At 54.4% G+C, this 21,740-nt stretch carries 19 protein-coding genes; 6 read left to right on the top strand and 13 right to left on the bottom strand.

Annotated features, from left to right (window positions below; genetic code table 11):
* Positions 1–313 precede the first annotated feature (313 nt).
* Both PJE062_RS05665 and PJE062_RS05660 read left to right on the top strand, forming a co-directional pair.
* Positions 314–832, top strand: coding sequence for a DUF4142 domain-containing protein (locus PJE062_RS05665; RefSeq protein ID WP_008548066.1), 519 nt, complete (start codon positions 314–316; stop codon positions 830–832).
* 188 nt (positions 833–1,020) lie between these two features.
* A complete protein-coding gene (locus tag PJE062_RS05660; protein WP_008547845.1) occupies positions 1,021–1,632 on the top strand; it encodes a hypothetical protein in 612 nt (203 codons plus the stop codon).
* A gap of 56 nt (positions 1,633–1,688) precedes the next feature.
* On the opposite strand, the gene ligA is transcribed toward PJE062_RS05660, so the two are convergent.
* Both ligA and PJE062_RS05650 read right to left on the bottom strand, forming a co-directional pair.
* Positions 1,689–3,881, bottom strand: a complete 2,193-nt coding sequence (ligA, locus tag PJE062_RS05655) for an NAD-dependent DNA ligase LigA (RefSeq protein ID WP_208982182.1) — start codon at positions 3,879–3,881, stop codon at positions 1,689–1,691.
* A gap of 313 nt (positions 3,882–4,194) precedes the next feature.
* Positions 4,195–5,454 carry a glycosyltransferase family 87 protein gene (locus PJE062_RS05650; protein WP_008548113.1) on the bottom strand — a complete coding sequence of 420 codons (1,260 nt, stop codon included), beginning with the start codon at positions 5,452–5,454 and terminating at the stop codon, positions 4,195–4,197.
* A 317-nt stretch (positions 5,455–5,771) separates the two neighbouring features.
* On the opposite strand from PJE062_RS05650, the gene PJE062_RS05645 reads away from it, so the two are divergent.
* From PJE062_RS05645 to PJE062_RS05635, 3 genes are all read left to right on the top strand, one after another.
* Positions 5,772–6,236 carry a hypothetical protein gene (locus PJE062_RS05645; protein ID WP_008547687.1) on the top strand — a complete coding sequence of 155 codons (465 nt, stop codon included), beginning with the start codon at positions 5,772–5,774 and terminating at the stop codon, positions 6,234–6,236.
* A gap of 235 nt (positions 6,237–6,471) precedes the next feature.
* Positions 6,472–7,155, top strand: coding sequence for an ATP-binding cassette domain-containing protein (locus PJE062_RS05640; RefSeq protein ID WP_008547891.1), 684 nt, complete (start codon positions 6,472–6,474; stop codon positions 7,153–7,155).
* The gene (locus tag PJE062_RS05635; protein WP_008548084.1) at positions 7,152–7,910 is read left to right on the top strand and encodes an ABC transporter permease; all 759 of its coding nucleotides are present in this window, start codon (positions 7,152–7,154) and stop codon (positions 7,908–7,910) included. The genes PJE062_RS05640 and PJE062_RS05635 overlap by 4 nt, the downstream gene beginning before the upstream one ends.
* Positions 7,911–7,936: 26 nt before the next feature.
* Here the strand turns inward: PJE062_RS05635 and PJE062_RS05630 are convergent, their stop codons facing one another.
* Positions 7,937–8,524: a TetR/AcrR family transcriptional regulator gene (locus PJE062_RS05630; protein ID WP_008547644.1), complete on the bottom strand. Its 588-nt coding sequence runs from the start codon at positions 8,522–8,524 to the stop codon at positions 7,937–7,939.
* A 109-nt stretch (positions 8,525–8,633) separates the two neighbouring features.
* On the opposite strand from PJE062_RS05630, the gene PJE062_RS05625 reads away from it, so the two are divergent.
* Entirely contained in the window at positions 8,634–9,146 is a 513-nt protein-coding gene (locus tag PJE062_RS05625; RefSeq protein ID WP_008547964.1) for an HPP family protein, read from the top strand.
* A 41-nt stretch (positions 9,147–9,187) separates the two neighbouring features.
* Here the strand turns inward: PJE062_RS05625 and recN are convergent, their stop codons facing one another.
* The 10 genes from recN to murG all read right to left on the bottom strand — a co-directional run bounded on the left by recN (position 9,188) and on the right by murG (position 21,714).
* Entirely contained in the window at positions 9,188–10,861 is a 1,674-nt protein-coding gene (recN, locus tag PJE062_RS05620; protein ID WP_008547436.1) for a DNA repair protein RecN, read from the bottom strand.
* Positions 10,862–10,895: 34 nt separating this feature from the next.
* On the bottom strand, positions 10,896–11,762 hold the full coding sequence (locus PJE062_RS05615) for an outer membrane protein assembly factor BamD (protein ID WP_008547487.1): 867 nt from the start codon (positions 11,760–11,762) through the stop codon (positions 10,896–10,898).
* A 154-nt stretch (positions 11,763–11,916) separates the two neighbouring features.
* Positions 11,917–12,879: a UDP-3-O-acyl-N-acetylglucosamine deacetylase gene (gene lpxC, locus PJE062_RS05610; protein WP_008548064.1), complete on the bottom strand. Its 963-nt coding sequence runs from the start codon at positions 12,877–12,879 to the stop codon at positions 11,917–11,919.
* 247 nt (positions 12,880–13,126) lie between these two features.
* Positions 13,127–14,896 carry a cell division protein FtsZ gene (gene ftsZ / locus PJE062_RS05605; protein WP_008547922.1) on the bottom strand — a complete coding sequence of 590 codons (1,770 nt, stop codon included), beginning with the start codon at positions 14,894–14,896 and terminating at the stop codon, positions 13,127–13,129.
* A 110-nt stretch (positions 14,897–15,006) separates the two neighbouring features.
* Entirely contained in the window at positions 15,007–16,329 is a 1,323-nt protein-coding gene (ftsA, locus tag PJE062_RS05600) for a cell division protein FtsA (protein ID WP_008547536.1), read from the bottom strand.
* Positions 16,326–17,240, bottom strand: coding sequence for a cell division protein FtsQ/DivIB (locus PJE062_RS05595; protein WP_208982180.1), 915 nt, complete (start codon positions 17,238–17,240; stop codon positions 16,326–16,328). The genes ftsA and PJE062_RS05595 overlap by 4 nt, the downstream gene beginning before the upstream one ends.
* Complete coding sequence (locus PJE062_RS05590) at positions 17,228–18,154, bottom strand: D-alanine--D-alanine ligase (protein WP_208982179.1); 927 nt, start codon at positions 18,152–18,154, stop codon at positions 17,228–17,230. The genes PJE062_RS05595 and PJE062_RS05590 overlap by 13 nt, the downstream gene beginning before the upstream one ends.
* 46 nt (positions 18,155–18,200) lie before the next feature.
* Positions 18,201–19,175 carry a UDP-N-acetylmuramate dehydrogenase gene (gene murB, locus PJE062_RS05585; RefSeq protein WP_008548027.1) on the bottom strand — a complete coding sequence of 325 codons (975 nt, stop codon included), beginning with the start codon at positions 19,173–19,175 and terminating at the stop codon, positions 18,201–18,203.
* Positions 19,172–20,593 carry a UDP-N-acetylmuramate--L-alanine ligase gene (gene murC, locus PJE062_RS05580; RefSeq protein ID WP_008547727.1) on the bottom strand — a complete coding sequence of 474 codons (1,422 nt, stop codon included), beginning with the start codon at positions 20,591–20,593 and terminating at the stop codon, positions 19,172–19,174. Before murC ends, murB begins: the two co-directional genes overlap by 4 nt.
* A complete protein-coding gene (murG, locus tag PJE062_RS05575) occupies positions 20,590–21,714 on the bottom strand; it encodes an undecaprenyldiphospho-muramoylpentapeptide beta-N-acetylglucosaminyltransferase (protein WP_008547994.1) in 1,125 nt (374 codons plus the stop codon). The genes murC and murG overlap by 4 nt, the downstream gene beginning before the upstream one ends.
* Positions 21,715–21,740 lie beyond the last annotated feature (26 nt).

The following is a 21,740-nucleotide window of genomic DNA, read 5'->3' as shown; positions in this document are numbered from 1 at the left end:
ATCAGAGGGAGAATCTCCAATAGTTCACGAAGAACAATATAGCAACAACATTGAAGAAGCGAGGCGTCAGCAAAGAGATACACATCGTTTTGCGCATCAGCACATCTTCGCCCAGTAACTCTTGGGTGAAACTTGCTTTGCTCTGTGGTGTTTTATCAAGCCAGATCCCAGATACTTGAAAAATCAAGTGCTGCCTTAGCGATTTAAAGAGGAAGACTGCGTATATCTGGACCTGAAATTTCCAGAACTGATCAATGGGACGAACTTCACTTTCAAACCATAAAAATCACTGTAACAACCTGAAAGAAAAACAATGAAGACTGGTAAGTTACACCTGACGCGCAGAAACGCTCTCCTTGGCATGTCCGGCTCACTCATTGCCGCCCCTGCTCTGGTCTCTTCCGCTTTGGCCGACAATCACGGTTCTACGGACTACACCAACAAAACCCTCACCATCAGTCCCTTCTCACTCGCTATCAGTGAAATGGCGACCATGAAGGCCAGCAACCCGCTGGTGCGCCAGTTTGCGGAGCTGGAACGCGAGGAACAGGCCGCTGTCTCCATGATCATCGAGTCCACAGGTGCAACACCACCACCGCGCCCAACCGCTCTGGAAGACATCTACAAGAAGCTGGAGGCCGCGTCTGGCGATGACTTTGACCGCCTCTATATCTCGACTGAAATCACAGGACATGAGGACTTGCTGGCGGTTCAAACGCCGGAAGCAGGTAAAAAGCCCGTGAACGTGGATGTGGCAACGGCAACCATTCTGGTCGCTTTCATCCATACTCATCTGGCCATGCTGGCAGAGATCCGCAAACAGATCGGCTAGGTAACTCGTTGCAAAACATGAAGAAACGCTGGCAAAGACAAACGGATTTGCTGGCGTTTCCGTTCATCTCCACCTGTAAGAGCCGATCACATCTTCAAATTTGGCTCAATTGCACGCCTCCCTCGACAGATCTCGATAAGATTTTCTGCTCACTCTCATTCCATCGCAACTGGAATGGAGCTTGAGATATGCCGAAGGTCATTTGCAAGTATAAGAACTACGACGAGTTCTATAAAAACCGCACAAGCATCTGGGCTGAGATCAGACGCCGGATGGACATTCATGCGGCAGACACTGCAAGCTTCGACAAACTCATCTTCCAGGGAAAGGCTGCCATCCGGCTGACCTACGACAACCATGTCGAGGATGCGCCAGAGATGAAGAAAGCCCGCTCCAACATCGCGGCGCTGGAAAAAGAGAAATCCAGAACCTACCGCTTCGTGCAGGGCCTGAAGTCTTTGGAAGACGAAATCTCGGCCAAACACAAGATGTTACGCGTACTGGAAAGCCAGTTGCAGCAAAAGGAAATCGATCCGAAAACCGACCCCAACTATCGCGATACGGCTAAGGAACTCAAAAAGCTGATCAAAGCGCAACCTGCAGTGAAGAAGAAAATCCAGGAATACGACAAAGCTCTCAAGGCTTTGGAGCAGGCTGAAGCAAATTATGACCCGCTGAAGAAGCTGGTCGAGAAAACAATTCCGATGAGTGTTCAGACGGACGGGAAAAATATGATGCTCTATATCGGCGGACGTGCCGAAGCATCTGTCCGCCTCAGAGCAACACTGGCGCAGAAGTAGGCTCTGCCGCAAGCCTACTAATGCAGCGAGAGGAGCCGAACAGCTCCCTCGCTTTTTTATTGATCGCCAACCAGCTCGAACCAGTCATCCTCAGAGATGACATCAATGCCAAGGCTTTGCGCCTTAGTGAGCTTGGAACCGGCTTTTGGTCCTGCAATCACAAGATCTGTTTTCTTGGAAACAGAACCGGAAACCTTTGCCCCCAAACTCTCAGCCCGCGCCTTGGCCTCATCACGGCTCATGCGCTCCAAACTACCTGTAAACACAAGTGTTTTGCCGGCAACAGGGCTGCCCGAAGTATCAGCCACAACCACATCAAGCGGTGTGATCTGCTCCATCAAAGCGGCCAGAGCAGTCAGGTTGTGTTCTTCTGCAAAGAACTCGACCAGAGCATTGGCAACTGTGCCGCCGATCCCGTCAATGTCATTGAGCTCGCGATAGGCTTCTGAGGTCGTATCCGTTGCGGCGATCATCGCGTCATAGAACCCCTGCCACGAGGAGTAGGCCCGCGCCAGAAGCTTGGCGTTGCCTTCGCCCACATGTCGGATCCCCAAACCGAAGATCACGCGATTGAGTTCGATTTGGCGTTTACTATCAATCGCTTCAAACAATTTCCGTGCAGAGACCGCACCAAAGCCTTCGCGGGAGCGCAGCTTATTGAGAGAAACCTTGTCCCGTTCTGCCAGGGTAAAGATGTCCGCAGGTGTGCGGATACCACCTTTATCCATGTCATACTCGTAGAACGCCTCCATCTGCTTCTCGCCCAACCCTTCAATATCGAAGGCATTGCGCGAGACGAAGTGCTTCAGCTTCTCGACTGCCTGCGCAGGACATATCAATCCACCGGTACACCGACGTACCGCATCCACCTTACCGGAGTTTGGATTAGTTTCTCTAATCGCATGCGAGTTGCACACCGGACACTCAGTCGGAAATTCATACGGCTGCACATCTTCAGCCCGTTTGCTCAGGTCCACATCCACGATCTGTGGGATAACATCACCCGCACGCTGAATGATCACCGTATCGCCAACACGTAAGTCCTTACTATCACGAATGGATTCCCCATCCTGACCGATGCCTTTGATGTAGTCTTCATTATGCAGTGTTGCATTAGAGACCACCACACCGCCGACTGTAACAGGCTCCAGTTTCGCAACTGGAGTCAAAGCACCAGTGCGGCCCACCTGAATTTCGATGGCATTGAGGGTAGTAAATGCCCGCTCCGCCGGGAATTTGTGTGCAATCGCCCAGCGCGGAGAACGGGAAACAAAGCCCAACCGGCCCTGCAAATCGAGCCGATCCACCTTGTAGACCACGCCATCAATATCATAACCGAGGCCGGAACGATCCTCCTCGATCCCATGATAGACTTTCAGCAATGCCTCGACTGTCTCACAGCGCTTCATCAGCGGGTTGATTTGGAAGCCCCACGCGCCGAACAGCTCCACCATGCCCATCTGCGTATCGGCAGGAACCTCACTCATATCGCCCCATGCATACGCGAAGAACTTGAGCGGACGGGTCTTGGTGATTTCCGGGTTCAGCTGGCGCAAAGAACCAGCCGCCGCGTTACGCGGGTTGGCAAACACCTTGCCGCCATTGGCTTCCATGCGCGCATTCAGCGCCGCAAAATCCGCATGGCTCATGTAAACTTCGCCGCGCACCTCAACCACATCCGGCACGCCAGCAGGCAGCTCCTGCGGAATATCCTGAATGGTCAGCGCGTTAGCCGTCACATTTTCGCCCGTTGCACCATCACCACGGGTCGCTGCATAAACCAGCTTGCCACTCTCATAGCGCAGGGAAAGAGAAAGCCCATCAATCTTCGGCTCAGCCGTAACAGCCAGCGCACCCATCAGCGGGTCGTACTTCAGGAACCGGCGCACTTTGCCAATAAAGTCCTGCACGTCCTCATCGGAAAACGCATTGTCCAGCGAGAGCATCGGCACGGCATGGGTGATTTTGCCAAAGCCTTCAGCAACAGCACCACCCACCCGGTTGCTCGGGCTATCTGCACGCACCAGCTCAGGAAACTTGGCTTCCAGAGCCGCGTTGCGGCGACGCAGCCCATCATAGGTAGCGTCATCAACAATCGGCGCATCTTGGGTATGGTAGGCTTCATCATATTCAGCAATCAGCCTTGCCAGCCGCTCCAGCTCCAGCGCAGCTTCTTCTGCATTCAGCGCTTCAATGTCTTTTTGAGAGGTATCAGCAAGGCTCACCGGTCTACCCACCTGTTTAATCATCAATTAGGGGAATTATTCATATCGCCACCGGGAATAACAAACCACCCGGTACTGGGGAGTTTAGACAGGATTTAACGACATCAGGAGAGGCATCCACACCCATCCCGTTAGATTTCAAAGAGTTAGATTGTATCGCCGAAAAGTGGGAACCGGTTTTCGGATAAAGATACGCAGAAAAAAGATAAAGCAGTTCACGTATTTCAGCATAAATGCGAGCTGCTTTAATCTCGTTTTGCGTTCTTTTGTGCGATTTTGCGTTATTCTGCGTTTTTTGGGGTGAAACCTGCGTTGCTATGTTTTACGCAGCTCGGGCTCAGGTCGTCCCGAGCCCTTCATCGCTTTCACGCTCCTCAGCAAAGGAGTTATCCCCCTCCTGCGCATCCTCAGGTACACTCATTTGTGTCTCGGCTGTGCTCATCATCCGCACGATCACAACAACCAGTGCCAGTGCCGTAAAGATTGGACCAACCGGGAAGCCATGCGCCGCCAGCGCAATGTTGACAATCGGCAGCAGATAAACCGCAAACAGAAGCAGCGGCGCCACATAAGGGGAGTCCGCATCATCATCAAACAAGCCAGTCCGGGTGGCATAAAGATAGAGCGCCGGAGAAAGCACCGCATAATCCCACAGGAACAGGAACGGCGTTGCCAGCAACACGCACAGGGTCACAGCAAGGTTGCGCGCCACCGGCTCCCGTTCCCGCATGAACAGCCAGAACGTCACCACAAACGCCATAACCGTGAACGGCAACTGCACCAGATACCCAGCTGTTGCTGAGAACCCAAGAGACCGCATCGCACCAAACGCGGACGGGATAAGATAAAGGAAGCTGCCCTCACCCTGATCCATAACCGTCGCCAGCAAGGACGGAACGGTTTCCAGATAGATCCACCACAAGCTGGAGCCGAAGAACACAGCAGACGCATCCACCAAAAACGCCACCGTCGCCACACAAGCACACAGCGCAATGATGCTGCGATGGGCAATCAGAATAATCGGGATCAGCATGAACAGCTCAGGCTTGATGGACACACACCCAAGCAGCACACCAGCCAACGCCGGATGCCGGTTCATCAAACGCAGCCCACCATAAAGAAACCCACCGGCGAGCATGCCAAACTGGCCGTAAAACAGGTTCACCAATGTGGCGGGAGCAAAGATGAAGAACGTGAACGCCCGAATAGGCGCCTTGCGACTGAACGCAACCGCAAACGAAAGCAAACCACCCATGCCCATCCAGAGGCTATAGGCTTGCAGATAAGTCAGGCCGGATAACGGGACCAGAAACACCAGCAGGCTCGGCGGATGCACCCAGGCGTAAAAGCCGGAACCACCCACAACATTGCGCTGAACTTCATCATAGAACCAGCCAAAGTCATAAAGCTGCGCCGCTTGTCCGGCGACGGCCATGCGAGAGGCCAACAGGAACTGATAGAAGTCTCCTCCCACCCTGCGCAAATCGAATCCATCAAGCCCCATCACCGATCCAAACAAATAGATCGGATAAACCACTGCAATCAGCAGCAGCGCGATGACAAAATAGACCTGCAAGCGGGCGAACGAGATAAACATCTACCGGCCTCCAACTATGCGCTACCCCTAAGTTGCTTTCAGTTTTCAGAAAGGGCTCTGCGCAAACACAAACTCTTGGTTGCCGAAGAGTTTAAAAGATACCAAGTTAATTATTTGAATACGCTACGTAATTTAAGAATCTTTTAGGAAAGTGAAACAGCGTTTGCGCAATAAAGATGAATAAATCTACGCATTTCAGAAGTATCTAAAATTTAACAAATCATTACCCGCAACTTATTGGATAAAGATATCACCAGATAATTCATTAAGAAATTTGACTGAAATGTGTCACGGGCCTACTAAGCCCCCACGTAATTATGGGGTATACGGAATTGAAAACTTATCTAGTAGCTGGCGTTGTTGCATCCAGCGTTCTTCTCGCAGGTTGCGGCACAGTTGTTCGCGGTACAACTGAAGACATCAAGATCTACGTAGAGCCTGAGCACGCGAAGATCACTTCAACAACAGCTCACACCTGCGTCGGACCATGTGTCATCAACGTACCACGCAAAAAAGAGTTCACCCTCACAGCATCTGCACCAGGCTACCAGACACAGGTCATCGATGTTGAGACCCGCGTCAGCGGCAAGGGCGCAGCTGGCATGGCTGGTAACGTCTTGCTTGGTGGTGTGATCGGTGTCGGCGTTGACGCGGCAACCGGTGCAACTCTGGACCACTATCCAAACCCGGTTAACTTCATCCTCAAGCGCGGTAAAGGCTCCCGTAAGCTGACCCCTGCTGAGATTAAAATGATGAACAAGGCAGAAAAGCCAACTTCTTAATTGAGCAAAGCCAGTGAGGGGCATTCACGCATAAGGTATGCCCCTCGCATTCAATAGATAGCAGTCCGTGCTGTTCTGCACCCGCTGCCTACACAGCACCGCACGGCTTTGGCGCGTTACACAACAAAGCTTACTTTCCTAACTTCACAATACGCAAACAGCCTCGCTAACTGCCACCCGCACCTTGATTTTCAAAGGCATCTGATAAACTCTGCCTTTGCAATCAGGAGTTCCTATGGTCGCCCTTCCCGAAGCAGAGCGTGTGCCGCTCATCGAGGCCCGCAACATCTCAGTCAGCAAGCATGGTCGCCAGCTGTTCCACCACTTCTCCTTCACACTCTATGAAGGGGACAAACTGTGCCTCAGCGCCCCATCAGGCCGCGGCAAAACCGTTCTGCTGCGCATACTGGCCGGGTTGGACAAGCCAGACAGCGGTGAACTGCTCTTCAAAGGCAAAGCCTTCACGTCAGGAGGCCGGGCAGACCTACACAAGCACCTCAACTGGTTGCCACAACGTGTCAGCCTGCTGGAAGACACCATTCGCGGCGCCCTCCTTGCTCCGTTTGAGCTGCACGCAAATCAGAAGCTTAAGCCAACCGACACCACAATGCTGGAGGCTCTCTCTAAAGCAGGCCTGCCAAACAGTGCGCTGGATCAGGCCACCAACAGCCTTTCCGGCGGAGAACGCCAACGCCTCACCCTCGCCCGTGCCTTACTGTTAAAACGTCCCCTCTGGATCACGGATGAGCCGACCGCTGCGCTCGACAAAGCCCATGCCCTCGCCTGCGCCAAACTGCTTTTAGAACAGGCTGAAACCTTGCTCGTCGTGACCCACGATGCTCATTTGCAAGGCGAAATAGATCGGGTCATCACGCTTCCCGAACCAGACCACATCAACACAGAGGAACGCTCACAATGACCTCAACTGTTGCATGGAGTGATCTGGCGTTTTTCTACTTTATTGCGGTGATCCCGCTGTCCCTGCTCTGGTCTATGGGCCTCAAGGACCTCTCTAGAGATCTGGCCATTTCCATCGTTCGCATGAGCATCCAGTTGCTGGTGATCGGCTTTTACCTGCAAACCGTCTTTGATCTGGACAATCTCGCCCTCAACATCCTCTGGCTGGTTGCCATGGCGTTGATTGCAGCCATCACCTCTGCTGGGCGAGCCGAGATGCCACGGCTCAAGTCTGCCATACCGCTCACCTCAGCCATCCTCATCGCCATGCTGCCAGTGCTGCTCATGTTCATCGTCGTGCTCAGTCGCCCGGTGCCATGGTACTCCGCGCAGATCACCATTCCCATCGCCGGCATGCTGCTCGGCAATGCACTGGGTTCACTGGTCATCGCCCTGCGCCGCTTCAACTTAAGAACACCGGAAGATCGGGAGCATATCGAACTTCTCACCACCATGGGCGCTACCAAGTTGGAAGCCCGCCGAACGCTCGTCAAAGCTTCCTTGCGTGCAGCCGCCTCCCCCGTCATCGCCAGCATGGCAACACTGGGGCTAGTCTCCCTGCCCGGCATGATGACAGGTCAGATCCTCGGCGGTTTCAATCCAATCGAAGCCGTCCAGTACCAGATCGCCATCATGCTCGGCATATCCGCCTCCCAAACCCTCTCCATCATCCTAGCCCTCCGCTTCACCATCTACATGGAAGCGGAGTATGAGTGAGGAGGAAGCTGAGACGCCTCTCACCTTTAAACCGAGGTGCTCTGGAAACTGGTAATCAGACGATGAGCCGCCTTTTTTGCATGCTTTGCTGCTGAGAGATCACCTTGGACCCGTGCCTTTGAAATAGCACCGTCTTTCAAAACACTGAGTGCTTCAGTCAGCTCAAGACTATCCTCTCTGGACAATCGCAGCAGCTCAACGGACGCAGAAATCATCGCTTCAACGGCGGCTTTGTGATCTGCGCATCTTTGATAGATCGCGCTATCAGGATCGCCATACTCACCACTCACATTGATGAAGAAGCAACCACGAAATGCATGCAGCTCCTGCTCTCGATCATTGAACCAGTCATCAAGAGCCTCAAACAGCTCATCAATCTTGCCAGCGCCCGTCTCAAAACGGTCTAATCGCTTACCCAGCCAGTTCAAGTAAGCTCCATTGCGATAATCGAGCACAGCCAGCACCAGCTCATCCTTGCTGGCAAAATGGTTGTAGAGAGTCTTCTTGGCCACGCCAGATACCGCAAGCACCTCATTGATACCGACGGCATGGACACCTTTTTCATAAAACAGTGCAAAGGCACTGAGCACCAGCTCCTGACGCTTAGCGGACATACTGATTACTCCCAACGCGAATTTGATTGACAGAAGTATACCGATCTGTCTACTTACACAAGTAGACAGATCGGTCTCCTCACCGAAAACCCAAACTTTGGAAAGTCCAATGGCTCAGTTCGAGAACATCTTCAGGTCTTCTGGCAGCCCTTTACCTGCAAGGCCTCCCCTCAATCACATTCTTATGGGCGGGATCGGCGGAGTTGTTGCCATCGCTGTTCTGGCATTGATGGATGCCAGTGTCGAAGCAGCCTTGTTACTCGGCTCTTTCGGCGCATCCTGCGTTCTTATCTTTGGTTTTCCGGAAGCCCCTTTCTCTCAACCCAGAAACATCGTGGTAGGCCACGTTCTGAGCTCTTTTGTAGGGCTGGTGTTTCTGACCGTGTTTGGTCCGGAATGGTGGTCACTTGCTTTGGCAGCGGGACTGGCAATTGCTTTGATGATGGCAACCCGCACAGTTCATCCACCAGCTGGCTCCAACCCAGTCATCATCTTTCTGGCACAGCCAACCTGGGACTTCCTGCTATTCCCGACCTTAACTGGCGCAGTCGTGTTGGTGATTGTGGCTTGGGTCTTCCTGAAGCTGAGCAAGCGATCAGCCTACCCTGCCTACTGGTGGTAGGTAGAGGGCATGAGGTAACGCTACTCTCATGAGGATTAAGCTTAAACCAGCTCTTGCTGGCCCATCAGGCGTTTTGCGGCGGCGCGGGCTTCTTCGGTGATGGTGGAACCAGCCAGCATGCGGGCGATTTCCTCATGGCGGTCTTCCTGCGCGATCTCGGTCACGCGGGTTGCCACACGGTCTTTCTCCACTTCATCCTTGCGGATCAGGAAGTGCCCGTTTGCACGCGCAGCCACCTGCGGGGCGTGAGTGACCGTCAGCACCTGCACGCTATTGGCCAGACGTGCCAGACGCACACCAATCGCCTCAGCAACAGCACCGCCAACACCCGTGTCGATCTCATCGAACACCAGTGTCGGAGAAGAGCCTTTGTCCGCCAGCGACACCTTCAATGCCAGCAGGAAGCGGGAGAGTTCACCACCGGACGCCACCTTGAACATCGGCCCCGGACGGGTGCCGGGGTTGGTCTGTACCCAGAACTCAACAGTGTCGATACCGGAGGAGCCACGCTGCTCTTCATCGCACTCAATGTCTATGATAAACCGCGCCCGTTCCAGTTTCAGAGCCGGAAGCTCTGCGTGGACTGCATCTTCAAGCGCCTTGGCTGTCTTCTGACGCTTCTTTGAAAGCGCAGCGGCCAGTTTATCATAGGTCTGCTTGGCAGCCTCTACAGCGCTCTCAAGCGCCTGTAGTTTCTCTTCACCTGCGTCCAGATCAGAAAGGTCACCTTCCATCTGTTCACGCAGTTTGCCCAGCTCATCCGGCTGAACAGAATACTTCCGGGCCGCCGCCCGCAACGCGAACAGACGCTCTTCGGTCTGCTCCAGCTCCTGCGGGTCAAAATCTGTATCACGCAGCGCCTGCTCCAGACCGCTCCGCGCTTCTTCCAGCTGATCCAGAGATCCGCCAATCGCTTCCACAACGCTAGTCAGATAAATCGGCGCCAGATCCACCTTGCGCTCAAGACGGCGCAGCAGGCTGGAAAGCTCTGGGATTGGAGAGGCAGGACCATCCAGCGCCTCATACCCTTCGCGCAGATCACCGGCGATCTTCTCCACCTGCATCATGTCCTGACGACGCAGAGCGAGCTCGTTCTCTTCCCCTTCTTTCGGGTCCAGCGTGCTCAGCTCATCCGCACTGGAGCGCAAGTAATCCGCCTCACGGCGCGCTTCCTCAATGCGGGCAACATGATCCTTCAAGGTCTTCTCAGCTTTGCGAACGGCCTTCGCACTCTCTGAAACCTTCGCAGCATCCCCTTCCAAACCACCGAAACTGTCCAGCAGCTGGCGATGGCTTTCAGGATCAATCAACGCCCGATCATCATGCTGACCATGAACCTCAACCAGCAGCGCTCCGATCTGCCGCAACAGGCCAGCGCTCACAGGCGAGTCATTTACAAACGCACGGGTACGACCATCTGACGCCTGCACGCGGCGCAAGATGATGTCGGCGTCATGTTCCAGATCATTTTCCTGAAGAAGAGTGCGCAGAGGATGCGCCATTGGAACGTCAAAAACCGCAGTCACCTGACCGCGGTCTTCACCATGCCGAACCAGTCCGGCATCTCCTCGCCCACCAAGGGCGAGGCTCAAACTGTCAAGAAGAATAGACTTACCTGCGCCGGTCTCACCCGTCAGAACACTCATTCCATCGCTGAAATGCAGGTCCAGCTTGTGAATGAGAACGATATCCCGAATAGAAAGCGATGCCAGCATGGTAGTCTACGTCACCCCGATTCCTTTAAAAGGCTTAGAGGATCTTCATATTCCCAAATGCGCGGCTAAGCCAGCTACCTTTGTTCTCACGAGGCTCAAGACCACCCTTTTTCAAAAGAGAATAGGCATCTTGGTACCACTGGCTCTGCGGGAAGTTGTGTCCAAGCACCGCTGCAGCTGTCTGCGCTTCGTTGGTCACGCCCAGAGCGTAGTAGCTTTCAGTCAGGCGATACAGCGCTTCTTCAACGTGACGAGTGGTCTGGTAGTTGGTCACAACAACCTTGAAGCGGTTGATGGACGCCAGGTAGTTACGGCGCGCCAGATAGTAACGGCCAACTTCCATTTCCTTACCAGCCAGCTGGTCTTCCGTTGCGCGGATACGCTGACGAGCCTGCTTGGTGTATTCAGAATCTGGATAACGCTGCACAACTTCACGCATGGCATCCAGCGCCTTGGCTGTCACAGCCTGGTCGCGGCCCACGTCAGGGATCTGACGGAAGTAGGATTCACCAATGATGAAGAGCGCATATGCTGAATCCTTGTTACCAGGATAAAGCGTAGTAAAGCGTTCCGCAGCAGCAACCGCTTCAGGATACTTACCCATCTTGAAGTTCAGGTAAGCAATGTTGATGAGCGATTTACGCGCGAATTCGGAGTAAGGATAGACGCGATCAAGTTCATAGAACTTCTTCGCAGCACCACTGATATCGCCAGAAGCACGCAGAGCTAGAGCTTCGTTGAACATCACTTCCGCAGGAGTTTCATCCAGCGCAAGGTCGTCAACATCATCCTTGGTGGCACAGCCCGCAACAACGAGCGCCAACGCCAAAGAGGCATATCTAATCACTCTTTTGAGGCGATCGGCCCCCAAAGCATTCCCGGCAGCATCTGAACGCAGCAATGTCTCCGACTCCTATCGTGTTGGGATTCGGGTAAAATCCCTCCCAAGTTCACGCTTCTATCTCAATGTTTGGATAACGTCACGTAGTACCACAGCATTTGCCTCGAATTTATGTCGGAATAGAGGCAAAAACCGTTGAATAACTATTTTTGCCTTAGGAGACCTCAGGACCAAATGCAGCAGCCTGCAGCCCACCAATGAGCTCTGCATGGCCTTTTTCGCGTGCATAACGCTCTTCCAGAGCCACGTCTGCCTCAACAATTTCAAAGGCATCAGGGTTCTTGAACAGCTCCACGAGGATGCAGTGATTCATGCGGTGGCCGCCTTTATAAGAACGGTACTCACCCAGAATAGGCAGACCAGCCAGAGCCAGATCACCAATTGCATCAAGGCTTTTGTGACGTACAAATTCGTCAGTCCAGCGGGTACCTTCAGGGTTCAGAACGCGGTCACCGTCAAGAGCGACGGAGTTCTCAAGAGAAGACCCCATAGCGAAGCCAAGCTTCCAGAGTTTCTCAACGTCCTGCACGCTACCAAAGGTACGGGCGCGGGAGATCTCATCACGGAAGAACTCAGGTGTCAGGTCAAACTTAAGCTGCTGACGACCGATCTTTGCGTGATCGAAATCAATGGTGATATCAAAGCGTGTGCCGTCAAACGGGTTGAGTTCACACCACTGATCACCGGAAACGTAACGGACTTTTTCTTTAACGCGGATGTAACGACGCTTTGCGCTCAGCGTTTTCAGGCCAACGCGGTCAATAGCTTCAACGAATGCTTCGGAGCTACCATCCATGATTGGCATCTCAGGTCCATCGATGTAAGCGGTCACATTATCAATGCCCATACCGCGCAGAGCAGCCATCAGGTGCTCAACGGTAGAGATGCCGCTGTCATGAGGATCACCGAGTACGGTGCACAAAGAGGTTGCAGTTACTTCTTTCCAGCTTGCTTCCGTCTCAACATACCCATCTTTGGTGCTGCGATGAAAAACAATACCGGAGTTTGCGTCTGCAGGGTGAAGGGTAATGGAAGCTGGACCGCCAGAGTGAACCCCAATTCCGTTCAAGGTTACACTGTCTGCAAGCGTTGTCTGTTTTTCGACACGCATTCCCATAATGTTCCAGCCTTTATCATTCCGCTCTAGGTACATACGAGACCTCATGAGCCACTACTTTCGAATACCCCCACCGGGTTGGCTGGAACATAGCCCTTGGGGCTTACCAAATAAAATAAAGCTTTATTACGGTTTGTAACGTCCTGAAAATTTTAGGTACATTTACCGACAATTTCGCTTAAAAACGCAAAGCAGCAATCCGGAAATCTCCGAATTGCTGCTCGAGAGGCGCGAGTTCTGTTGATAATCAGGTGGCTTGGCGGCGCAGGAACGCCGGGATTTCCAACTGATCGTCTTCCATCATCTGAGAGCGTGCTGCCGCAGGGCGTCCACCAGCGTCCAGATTCCCGGTTGCACCGTGATTCTGAGGCTCGGCTGGACGAGGCGCTGCTGGCTGGCGTGGAGCCTCAGCGAATGCGTCTGTCTGCTCTGGCTCATGGAGTTCCATGTGCTCATCTTCACGGCGGCCAAGACCACCAGTCAGACGGCGCAGGAGACCCATTGGGCGGCGCTCTTCTTCCATGTGATGCTCTTCGTGCTCTTCAACCGACGGAGCCATAGTGGCTGGTGCTGGCTGAGGAGCAGCAGAAACCGGCTGTGGAGCTGGTGCTGCTGGAGCTTCCTGCTGAGGAGTGCGGGCACGAATTTCGCGCTGCGCAATCGGCGGGAAGTCTTCCACACGTGGCATACGTGACTGTGGCTCGGCTTTCTGAGCAACAGGTGGAATAAATGGTTCTGGGATGGTTGTTGGTTCTTCAACCACCTGAGTTGGCTCTTCAAGAGCGTCATATTCCTGCACTGGCTCGTAGCGACGGGCCTGATAAGGAGCAATCTCAACTTCAGGATCTGTTACAGCTGCAACAGGCTCAACTTCCATATGTGCGTCAACTGCGGCTGAGCCCATCGCGCGCATCGCACGAACTGGAGTCGGTGCAGGAGCTACTTCTACCGGCGCAGCTACCGCTGGACTGGGCGTAGACGTAGTAGCGCTCTGGAGTCGCTCTGTGAGTTCAGCCATACGAACCTCTGCAGGAGAGATATCTTCGCGCATTTCTTTGTCGATGCCAGTAGCAACAACAGAAACGCGGATAATACCGTCCAGAGACTCGTCGAAGGTTGCACCAAGAATGATGTTTGCTTCTGGGTCCACTTCCTCGCGGATGCGGGTCGCAGCTTCGTCAACTTCAAACAGGGTCAGGTCGTTACCACCAGTAATGGAGATAAGCAGACCACGAGCACCCTTCATGGAAGTCTCGTCCAGCAGCGGGTTCGCAATCGCAGCTTCAGCCGCCTGAATTGCGCGCTTCTCGCCGGATGCTTCACCAGTACCCATCATCGCTTTACCCATGCCACGCATAATGGAGCGCACATCAGCAAAATCGAGGTTGATGAGACCTTCTTTAACCATCAGGTCAGTGACGTTCGCAACGCCGGAGTACAGCACCTGGTCAGCCATGGAGAAGGCATCAGCAAAGGTGGTCTGCGCATTGGCAATGCGGAACAGGTTCTGGTTTGGAATAACAATAAGAGTGTCAACATTGCGCTGGAGCTCTTCAATGCCGGCTTCAGCAACGCGCATACGACGGGACCCTTCAAACTGGAAAGGTTTGGTAACCACACCTACCGTCAGTATACCCTGCTCACGCGCAGCACGAGCAACAACTGGCGCAGCACCGGTACCGGTGCCACCGCCCATACCCGCGGTGATGAACACCATGTGCGAGCCGGACAGATGATCGTTGATCTCGTCAATAACTTCTTCAGCAGCAGCTGCACCGACTTCAGGCTGGGAACCAGCGCCCAGGCCTTCGGTTACAGCAACACCCATCTGAATCACGCGCTCTGCCTGGCAAAGAGCAAGCGCCTGCGCATCTGTGTTAGCAACAACAAAGTCGCAGCCTTGCAGACCGCTGGTGACCATGTTGTTTACGGCGTTTCCGCCACCGCCGCCAACACCGAATACGGTGATCCTGGGCTTCAATTCCTGAATATCAGGCATTTTCAGGTTGATTGTCATATTAACCTCGCGACCCTAATAACATGCCCGAACCGGGCATGTCGTTCTTCCTCTCGTGCGTCCGCCGCATCTGGCGAAACTCGTGATAGTGGGGGTTATGCGCTTCCCCACTAGAAACTTTCTCTAATCCACTGCCCAACCCGAGCCAGATAGCTCCCGCGGCCCGTAAGACCCCGGCGTTGGTGACGTGGTTCGAATTGCTCGATCTGTGCCACCTGCGGATAAATCAGCAGGCCCACAGCTGCCGAGAATGCCGGACCCTTGGCTTCCTCTGGCAAACCGGAGATACCCAGCGGACGACCCAGACGCACACTGCGTCCAAGAATGCGTCGTGCGGTTTCAGAAAGACCAGTCAGCTGACTGCCCCCACCTGTCAGCACAACACGCTTGCCCACTCGGCCTGCGAAACCGGAAGCGACAATCCGGTCACGCACCATCTCCAATATTTCTTCAACGCGCGGGCGAATAACCCGCGTCAGCATCGCTCGTGGAATCTGCGTTGGCAGATCACCATCCGTATCCACGGGCGGCACCTGAATAAAATCACGGTCGTCCACCACACTTGGCAGGGCCGAACCATGCAAAACCTTCAAACGCTCTGCAGCTTCCATCCGTGTGGAGAGCGCGCGCGCCACGTCCATGGTGACGTGATTACCGCCAACAGCCAGCGCATCCAGATGCACCATCTGACCGTCAACAAAGATAGAAAGCGTGGTGGTCCCGCCACCCATATCAATGCAGGCAACACCCAGCTCGGTCTCATCTTCCACCAGCGTGGAAAGGCCCGCCGCATAAGGCGTTGCAACCAGCGACTCCACCTGCAGGTGACCGCGTTCGATACAAAGCTCCAGATTACGCACTGGCGGCACTTCAGCAGAAACCACCTGCATATCCACGCCCAGCTTGCGGCCCATCATGCCGCGCGGATCGCGAATACCGCGGTTACCATCCAGCCCGTAGGAGATCGGCAGCGCATGCATCACCGCCCGCCCTTCGGTCGCTGTATGGGTAGAACCAGCAGCCAGCACACGCTGAATATCGGCTTCCGTAACACCTTCAGTTCCAAGCGGCACAGTGGCAGAGAAGATCTCACTCTGCAGGCGACCGCAGCTCACAGTCACCAGCAGGGTTTCAACCATCACACCGGCCATACGCTCAGCCTGATCCACCGCTCGGCGGATCGCCTGCTCAGCCTGATCCATGTCCACCACAACGCCAGACTTCATGCCCGCAGACGCCTGATAACCGTAACCCAACACTTCAACACCGTGGGTGCGGCCTGGCATCAGGTCTTCCTCATCACCAGGCACCAGTTTCGCGATAATGCAGCACACTTTCGTGGAGCCGACGTCCAGTACAGAAACCACAACAGATCTACGGCTTGGCAGAGGCCGCATACGCGGCAGGAAAATCACGTTCTTATTCGAGCTCATGTGTCCCTCCCAGTGCTGGAGGGGGTGCCTCGTTGCTCAATGGTGGTCTGGCGGCGAATGGCAGCATCATCGGAAAGACGCACCACCACACGATCCTGCAAACGCAGATCCACCGCGACGATATCGCGGGAGAGCAAACCACCCTGATCATCGAGCTTCTTCAGCTCAGCCAATGCGTCACCAACATCAAATTCAGGCAGACGCACCGTAATTCCATTTTCCATGGCCAGATCCCAGCGGCGTTCGGAGCGCAGCTTCGCAGCGCGCACACGAGCACGAATGCCCGGGAACTTGTCCAGCTCGCTCATGATCTCACCTGCACGCAGCTGCGCACCGTGATTGACCACGCGAAGCAAATTTGCATAACGGCCATCCACCTCATCGGTGATGACCTCGCCCTTCTTGGTGATAACGGAGGTAATGTTCCCCCGCTGCCAGAGCGCATAAGGCTCCTGCTCTTTGATCATCACACGCAGCGTGCCCGGGTAAAACTTCTGGATCGACGCATTGCGGATCCAGGCAATGCCTTCCAGACGTGCTTTCGCTTCGCTGGCGTTAAACAGCATCAGAGAAGGACGTTCATGAAGTTCCAGCGCTTCCAGCACCTGAAATTCGGTGACGCGCTGCAAACCTTCCATTTTGATCTCGTTAACGGCAAAACCGGCGGCAGATGTAACTGATTCGCTCACTTCACGGGCGTGTCCGCCAAGGGTAATTCCGTATCCGGCAGACAAAGCAAGGAAGCCAATGGCGCTCGCAGTTGGAGCCCACGACGGGATAAGTGCAAAAAATCCAGTGACCCCCCAAGCGGGTCTCTGGTGCAAACGCGATACGCCACGACTTCTGAAGCGATAGCTCCAGACGCCTGTGCGTTCCCGCAATGCATCAAATTTTGCCTTTATCTTCCGCAACTTGCGTCCTCCACGATCCAACTCACCAACTCTTGGAAATCATGTCCGGCGTGCGCCGCGATTTCCGGTAGCAGTGATGTTGGCGTCATGCCGGGTTGAGTGTTCACCTCAAGACAGATCAGTTCTCCTAGGCCACCGGGTCCTTCGTTAAAACGGAAGTCGGCGCGTGTAACGCCGCGACACCCCAGAGCATGATGTGCCTTGAGACTTGATTTTTGTATTTCTTGGTAAACAGATGGTAAAATTTCCGCAGGAAGTATGTGTTGTGAACCGCCTGGGACGTATTTTGCATCATAATCGTAGTAAGCGTGCCCCAGCGGTACAATTTCTAGTACCCCTAACGCCACATCACCCATTACCGCACACGTCAACTCGCGGCCTGGGATGTAGCGCTCGACCATAAGCAACTCACCATACTCCCAATCATCGCGGGTCAATTCCTGCGGTGGGTACTCCTGCCCTTCCTTCACGATCAACACGCCGAAGGAAGACCCTTCATTGATTGGCTTGATCACATAAGGCGGTTCCATCACATGACGGCGCGCAGCGTCAGCGCGGCTGACCACGAGGGAATTCGCAACCGGCACGCCAGCCGCCTTCATCACGGCCTTCGCTTTTTCCTTGTGCATGGCAAGCGCAGAGGACATCACACCGGAATGGGTGTAAGGAATATCGAGCACCTCAAGGATACCCTGAATAGCTCCATCTTCGCCGAACGGTCCATGCAACGCATTGAAAGCCACATCCGGCTTCAGGTCCTGAAGAACAGCAGAAATGTTGCGGTCAACATCCACACGGGTCACCTGATAACCAGCAGCTTCCAACGCATCCGCACAGTCTTTGCCTGAAGACAGAGAAACAGGGCGCTCAGCAACCCATCCACCCATCAAAACTGCAACATGCTTGGACATCACAAAACCCAATCCTGATTTAAACGCCTAAAACAACACGTGAACGGAGTTAGTCCGCCTTACCCAAAAACGGCTCAATCGCCGCTCCGTCCACAAACGCCCCAAGGCGCTTGATTTCCCATTCCAGACGCGTCCCGGTCTTTGCCAGAGCTTCAGACCGCACGGTCTCGCCAAGCATTTCCAAATCGTGAGCGGTAGCGTCTGCAACGTTCAACATAAAGTTGCAGTGTAATTCCGACATTTTTGCGCCGCCGATCTGCAATCCACGACATCCCGCTGCATCAACCACCTTCCAGGCACTGTTGCCCTCAGGGTTTTTGAAAGTAGAGCCGCCGGTTTTCTCGCGGATTGGCTGTGCTTTCTCGCGATGCGCAACAACATCAGCCATTTCCGCGCGGATCTCGTCTTCGCTCTGCGCAAAACCTTCAAACACCGCACTGGTAAAAATCAGGTCTTTGGAAGCTGAAGAATGACGATAGGCATAGCCCATTTCCTCATTGGAAAGAGTGAGGATTTCGCCAGATCTTGTCACCGCGTTAACGTTAACAACCCGGTCCTTTGTCTCGGTACCATGAGCGCCTGCATTCATGCGCAGCGCTCCGCCAACAGCACCCGGAATACCGGTGTAGAACGCAAAGCCACCTGTGCCAGTCTTCGCAGCTTCTTCTGCCAGCTTTTTGTCCGGAACAGACGCCCCTGCCCGCAGCTTATGGCCGCCCAGATACTCAACCTGACCAAATCCACGGATCGGCAGACGAATAACAACGCCCTCAATGCCACCATCACGCACCAGCAGGTTAGACCCCAGCCCAACCACAGTCACAGGCACATCTTCAGGCAGCGCTTTCATGAACACGGCCAGATCAGCCTCATCCGCAGGCTGGAACATCAACTGCGCAGGCCCACCCACGCGGAACCATGTCACAGCAGAGAGCAGCTGGTTCGGGATCAGACGACCGCGAATATCTTCGACAGCATCGCCCAGCAGTGGCAGCAGATCAGGATAGCTTACGCTCTGGCTCATACAGTCTCTCCTTTTGGGGAGAGTGCTTCCAGTTCAACTGGCAGCTTGTAAGCCCACTGGGTGATGTTACCTGCACCAAGGCAGATCACCAGATCACCCGGCTCCGCCAGCTCGGCAATCTTGCCAGCCAGCTCATCCGGGCCAGCAATGCTGTGAACCGAACGGTGACCACCAGCGCGCAGACCAGAAATCAGATCCGGCTGATCAGCCCCTTCAATCGGCTGTTCACCCGCTGCAAACACAGGTGCAATCACCACTTTGTCTGCATCGTTGAAGCAAGCACAGAAATCCTCAAACAGGCTCTGCAAACGGGTGAAGCGATGCGGCTGCATCACAGCAATCACTTTACCCTCAGCAGCTTCACGCGCTGCATGCAGAACAGACTTAATCTCAACAGGATGGTGCGCGTAGTCATCAAAGAACTCAACGCCATTCCAAGAACCCGTGTGCGTAAAGCGACGCTTCACACCTCCAAAGCTCGCCAGCCCCTTGCGGATGTTCTCACCGGAGATGCCCAAAGAATGCGCCAGCGCGATTGCAGCTGTCGCATTGGAGACGTTGTGCAGACCCGGCATTGGCAACACCAGATCCTGCAGCTCAGTCACCTTGTCTCCACGGCGATCATGAATGCTCACAGAGAAGATGGACTTGCCACCCTTGGTGGACACATCCGTAAAGCGAACATCAGCCTGCGGGTTGGTGCCATAGGTGATGATGCGGCGATCTTCAATCTGCCCCACAAGGCTCTGCACCTCAGGGTGATCCAGACACATCACCGCAAAACCATAGAACGGTACGTTCTCAACAAACTGCGCAAACGCAGCGCGAACCCCATCGAAATCACCGTAGTGATCAAGGTGCTCAGGGTCGATGTTGGTCACAACAGCAATATCGGCAGGAAGCTTGACGAACGTTCCGTCGGACTCGTCCGCCTCAACCACCATCCAGTCCCCTTCACCCATGCGAGCGTTGGTGCCGTAGGCGTTGATTATACCGCCATTGATAACAGTCGGATCCATGTGGCCAGCATCCAGCAGCGCCGCAACCATGGAAGTTGTCGTCGTCTTGCCGTGCGTGCCGCCAATGGCAATCGCCTGCTTGAAGCGCATCAGCTCTGCCAGCATTTCAGCGCGGCGCACAACAGGCATGTTGTTTTCACGCGCAGCCTTCAGCTCAACATTGCTGCCTTTAATCGCAGAAGAGATCACGCAGACATCAGCACCTTCAAGGTTGTCAGCAGCATGACCCACCATCACCTTGATGCCCTTTTCACGCAAACGCAGAACGTTCGCATTCTCGGACATGTCAGAGCCCTGCACACGGTAGCCAAGATTATGCAGAACCTCTGCAATACCGCTCATTCCGATGCCGCCGATACCGACGAAGTGCACTCCCCCAATGTCTACTGGCATTTTCATGAGGTAATCTCTTTCTGTTCAGTTGCCGGTGCAGCACCAACAAGTGTTTCGGTCAGATCCGCAAGGCGCTGTACAGCTTCCGGCGCGCCCTGCGCCTGTGCTGCCTGTGCTGCCTGTGCAAGACGGCCCGGATTATCCATGAGTTCTTTCAGCTCACGGGCCAGTCGTTGCGGATCAAGTTCTTTTTGTGGGATCGGCCATGCGCCGCCTGCCTCAGCAAGCACATTCGCATTCAGGCCCTGATCATTATCAAGGGCACCTGGAAGAGGTACCAAAATAGAAGGACGCCCAATCGCCGCCAGCTCACAAACAGTACCAGCACCGGAACGGCTGATAACCAGATGCGCTGCCGCAATGCGCTCAGGCAAATCGGTAAAGAAGGACGCCACCTGCGCTGCAACACCCATCTCACGATAGGAAGCTTCAAGGCCTTCCAGATCTTCAGGTCGCGCCTGCTGTACAATCACCAGCCGCTCGCGATCTTCAGGCGCCATCTGCTTCAGCGCCTCCGGCAGAACCTGAGAAAACACACGTGCACCTTGAGAACCACCAAACACCAGCAGATGGAACGCTCCACCTTCTTCCGGCGCATTGTAGGTCTGACCGCACACAGCAATCACATTATCGCGCAGTGGGTTGCCGGTCATAGTTGCCTTGGCAGCCAGATCAGCAGGCAGTGTTTTAAGCGGGAAACTGGTCGCAACAGCACTTGCCCCTTTGGCAAGCATACGGTTCGCCCGGCCCATCACCGCATTCGCTTCATGCAGAATGGATGGAATGCCCAGAAGGCGGCCCGCAAACATAGGCGGAAATGTCGGATACCCGCCAAAGCCAACAATCGCAGCAGGCTTGGCCGCGCGGATTGCTTTCATCGCCTGCAAAGTACCCAAACCAAGCTTGATCGCAGTCTTTGCAAGAGAGATCGGGTTCTTGCCGCGAATGGTATCACTCTTGACCAGATGAACCTTGTCCGCCGGAAACGCACTGCCATACTTATCAGCACGGCTATCTGTGATCAGCTCAACACCATACCCACGGCGCGTCAGCTCACTGGCCAGCGCTTGCGCAGGAAACAGGTGACCACCCGTTCCTCCAGCAGTGAGCATAATCTTCGGCTTCATTTCACTCTCCGACACAAACAAAACTC

This window comes from Pseudovibrio sp. JE062, from assembly GCF_000156235.1.
GTDB lineage: Bacteria > Pseudomonadota > Alphaproteobacteria > Rhizobiales > Stappiaceae > Pseudovibrio.
Note: the sequence above shows the minus strand (reverse complement) of the source record. Positions and strands in the feature narration are given on the sequence as shown.

Coding starts and splice junctions, on each gene's coding strand:
- PJE062_RS05625 (WP_008547964.1), top strand. CDS start 8,634: ATGGCTCAGTTCGAGAACATCTTCAGGTCTTCTGGCAGCCCTTTACCT.
- ftsZ (WP_008547922.1), bottom strand. CDS start 14,896: ATGACAATCAACCTGAAAATGCCTGATATTCAGGAATTGAAGCCCAGG.
- PJE062_RS05630 (WP_008547644.1), bottom strand. CDS start 8,524: ATGTCCGCTAAGCGTCAGGAGCTGGTGCTCAGTGCCTTTGCACTGTTT.
- PJE062_RS05665 (WP_008548066.1), top strand. CDS start 314: ATGAAGACTGGTAAGTTACACCTGACGCGCAGAAACGCTCTCCTTGGC.
- ligA (WP_208982182.1), bottom strand. CDS start 3,881: ATGATTAAACAGGTGGGTAGACCGGTGAGCCTTGCTGATACCTCTCAA.
- PJE062_RS05650 (WP_008548113.1), bottom strand. CDS start 5,454: ATGTTTATCTCGTTCGCCCGCTTGCAGGTCTATTTTGTCATCGCGCTG.
- PJE062_RS05640 (WP_008547891.1), top strand. CDS start 6,472: ATGGTCGCCCTTCCCGAAGCAGAGCGTGTGCCGCTCATCGAGGCCCGC.
- PJE062_RS05635 (WP_008548084.1), top strand. CDS start 7,152: ATGACCTCAACTGTTGCATGGAGTGATCTGGCGTTTTTCTACTTTATT.
- murB (WP_008548027.1), bottom strand. CDS start 19,175: ATGAGCCAGAGCGTAAGCTATCCTGATCTGCTGCCACTGCTGGGCGAT.
- PJE062_RS05660 (WP_008547845.1), top strand. CDS start 1,021: ATGCCGAAGGTCATTTGCAAGTATAAGAACTACGACGAGTTCTATAAA.
- murG (WP_008547994.1), bottom strand. CDS start 21,714: ATGAAGCCGAAGATTATGCTCACTGCTGGAGGAACGGGTGGTCACCTG.
- PJE062_RS05645 (WP_008547687.1), top strand. CDS start 5,772: ATGGGGTATACGGAATTGAAAACTTATCTAGTAGCTGGCGTTGTTGCA.
- recN (WP_008547436.1), bottom strand. CDS start 10,861: ATGCTGGCATCGCTTTCTATTCGGGATATCGTTCTCATTCACAAGCTG.
- murC (WP_008547727.1), bottom strand. CDS start 20,593: ATGAAAATGCCAGTAGACATTGGGGGAGTGCACTTCGTCGGTATCGGC.
- ftsA (WP_008547536.1), bottom strand. CDS start 16,329: ATGAGCTCGAATAAGAACGTGATTTTCCTGCCGCGTATGCGGCCTCTG.
- lpxC (WP_008548064.1), bottom strand. CDS start 12,879: ATGGGAATGCGTGTCGAAAAACAGACAACGCTTGCAGACAGTGTAACC.